The sequence below is a fragment of the Rhodococcus sp. CX genome (assembly GCF_015865005.1).
In the GTDB taxonomy this organism is placed as follows: Bacteria; Actinomycetota; Actinomycetes; order Mycobacteriales; family Mycobacteriaceae; genus Rhodococcus.
On record NZ_JADZGH010000006.1, the window covers coordinates 1 to 2,402 of the forward strand.

The window sequence follows — 2,402 nt, forward strand, 5'->3', positions numbered from 1 at the left end:
CAAACCACGTGTTGACAAGCGGTCACCGGCGGTGTTCAGTGGTCATCGTGAATCAGACAGTCCGACTCATAATGACAAAGGAGAGGCGATGAGCCTGGCACCTGCGGAGATCAAGGCCCTGGGCGCAGTGACGGACCTTCGGACCGCCCTCAAGGCGGCGGATATCGGAACCACGTACGGATACCAGAAGGCGCGCACGAATGAGCTCCCTTTCCCGGTGCTGCGGGTGGGACGTCAGTACCGCGTGCCGGTGGCTGGCCTGCTCAAGGCCCTCGGCATCGAGGACGACGCCGAGGCGACCGCATGACCGAAGAGCGATCAGTCAGAAATACGAATGCCGACGGGTGCGACCGCCGGCATTCGGGAGAACCAGCCCACTGCAAATAGGAGATTCGCGTTGAACCATACCTCGCTCTACACCTTCATCGTCGGACAGAGGACCCAGGACGACCTCGAGATCATCGGCGTTCACCTCCTGCCAGCAGAAGGCACCCCCACGTATGAATTCCATGACGGGCACCTGTGGAAGCACGTCGGCACCGTGAACGCCCTCGACGACGGCCGCATCTACGTAATCCCCTGCGCTGGGCTTTCGGGCAAGGAGATCCGAAACCTGCTCGCCGCCGCGGAGGAATCCTTCCTGAATCCGCCGTCCGAATCGACCGGATGGTCCCGCAAGACAGGAAGGCACAAGAGCTGGTGGTACTCCGAGCTGATGCTGCGGTGCGAAGAGGGCTCTGATGAGGCGGAAGCCATCCGAGCCTTCGAGACCACGAGCATGCGCAATGAAATGAACCACTGGGCGACCATCGATCGCCCGATCGATCTGGTGCCCACTGAGAAGGCCTGGGAGGTCTGACCATGGCTACTTCTCTGCACCTCGCATCCGCCGTCGAGATCAAGGCCCGCGCTGGCCACGCGATCGACGGTGTCGTTATCGATCTCGGCTCGCTCGGATCCATCCACCTCGAGCGTGACGACGCATTCGCGCTCGCCGACCAGCTCCGCGATGCCCTCCGCGAGCTGGCCGCGCGACCCCAGGAGGAAAGTTGACCACCACCAACGAGATTCCGTCGTCGCGCCGTGTGCGCAGTGGCGGAGCTGCGGGCGTCGACAAGGCGCTCGCGAACGCACATCCCGATCTTATGACGCTTGCGCGGCAATGGCTGTCGACCATCCCAGTAGGGGCGCAGTTCACAGGAGCGCAGCTCGTCGAGCACCTGCCCGGCTACGTCGTCGACCACCCCGGCCGCGCGGGTGCAGCGGTCACCAACCTGGCGCGCGCTGGGCTGATCGAGTTCTGCGGGTACGCCGCCCGGGCTGCCGATGGTGGCTGGGACCGTCCTGCTCGTCTGTGGCGTCGCGCCGATGTCCCGATCGAGGCTGGTGAGCACTGAGCCATGTCCGGTCGGTCGCTGAACAAGTTCGCATGGCTCGAGGCGCTGCGGGGTGCAGAACTCACGCATGCCGAATACCGAGTCTTGGTGAACCTGAGCACGTATGCGCGCGGCGACCTCACCAACGCTCACCCCGGACTCACCCGGCTCGCCGTGGACGCTCACGTAACCGAGGGGACGGCGAAGAAGGCGCTGCGCAGTCTCGTGGCGAAGGGGTGGTTGGTACTCACCGATCCGGGCGGTAACGCGTACTGGAGAGGCAAGGCCAACGTCTATGCACTCTCTATCCCCAAGGGGGTCACTGAGTTACCCCCTTGGGGTGAGGAGAAGGGGGTTAATCGACACACCGAAGGGGGTCAATCGGGAACGGAAGGGGGTCAATCGACACCCTCCGAAGGGGGACACTCAGTGACCCCCCAACAGGAAGAACTATCAGGGGATTCCATCAATGGATTCAAATCAAGGGGGGTCGTTGCGTTAGGTAACGCGCGCGCGGGCGAGCGCGTGCGCGAGGACCCGCTCCCCCCTGAAATCGCCTCCGAGCAAGCCGATGCAGCCTTCGGCGAGCTCTTCGACGATGGCTTCCCCGCGGCCGCCCCTGAGCCCATCTGGGAACCCATTGCGCCCACCCCCAGCGCTCCCGAGGTTGACCCAGCCGTCGATCCGCTCGCATGGATCGAGAACGAACTCCCCGATGGATTCCGAGGCGCCGAACGCGCCCAGGCCGAAAAGCGCATTGAGGAGGGCGGCCACTACAGCACGATCCGCTGGGACATCGTCAGGGCCCGCAATGCCCGCCCCAAGGTCGGCCGGCGCCGACATCAGTTCGTCGACGACTCACAGACCACACAGGAGGCCCAATGATCCACGACCGCACAGGCGAGCCCGTCGACGACACGGGCCGCCCCGACAACACCCACGACCCCAGGTGCCAACGCGGATGGCTCGGCGAAACCGACGACGGCAACCCGATCCCCTGCCTGACCTGCCGCCCCCACCTGCGCC

Annotated in this window: 5 protein-coding genes; all 5 read left to right on the forward strand. The window is 64.7% G+C overall.

The genetic code is table 11. The features are described 5' to 3' along the window. Positions 1–88 precede the first annotated feature (88 nt). The 5 genes from I0Q12_RS00135 to I0Q12_RS00155 all read left to right on the forward strand — a co-directional run bounded on the left by I0Q12_RS00135 (position 89) and on the right by I0Q12_RS00155 (position 2,261). Positions 89–307: a DNA-binding protein gene (locus tag I0Q12_RS00135; protein ID WP_197250024.1), complete on the forward strand. Its 219-nt coding sequence runs from the start codon at positions 89–91 to the stop codon at positions 305–307. Between the two features lie 90 nt (positions 308–397). Beyond that, on the forward strand, positions 398–859 hold the full coding sequence (locus I0Q12_RS00140; RefSeq protein WP_197250025.1) for a hypothetical protein: 462 nt from the start codon (positions 398–400) through the stop codon (positions 857–859). A gap of 2 nt (positions 860–861) precedes the next feature. Beyond that, positions 862–1,053 (forward strand): hypothetical protein, encoded by a 192-nt coding sequence (locus I0Q12_RS00145; protein WP_197250026.1) that lies wholly within the window; start codon positions 862–864, stop codon positions 1,051–1,053. Then, complete coding sequence (locus I0Q12_RS00150) at positions 1,050–1,397, forward strand: hypothetical protein (RefSeq protein ID WP_197250027.1); 348 nt, start codon at positions 1,050–1,052, stop codon at positions 1,395–1,397. Before I0Q12_RS00145 ends, I0Q12_RS00150 begins: the two co-directional genes overlap by 4 nt. Before the next feature lie 3 nt (positions 1,398–1,400). Then, positions 1,401–2,261 (forward strand): hypothetical protein, encoded by an 861-nt coding sequence (locus tag I0Q12_RS00155; protein ID WP_197250028.1) that lies wholly within the window; start codon positions 1,401–1,403, stop codon positions 2,259–2,261. The last annotated feature ends 141 nt before the right edge of the window (positions 2,262–2,402 follow it).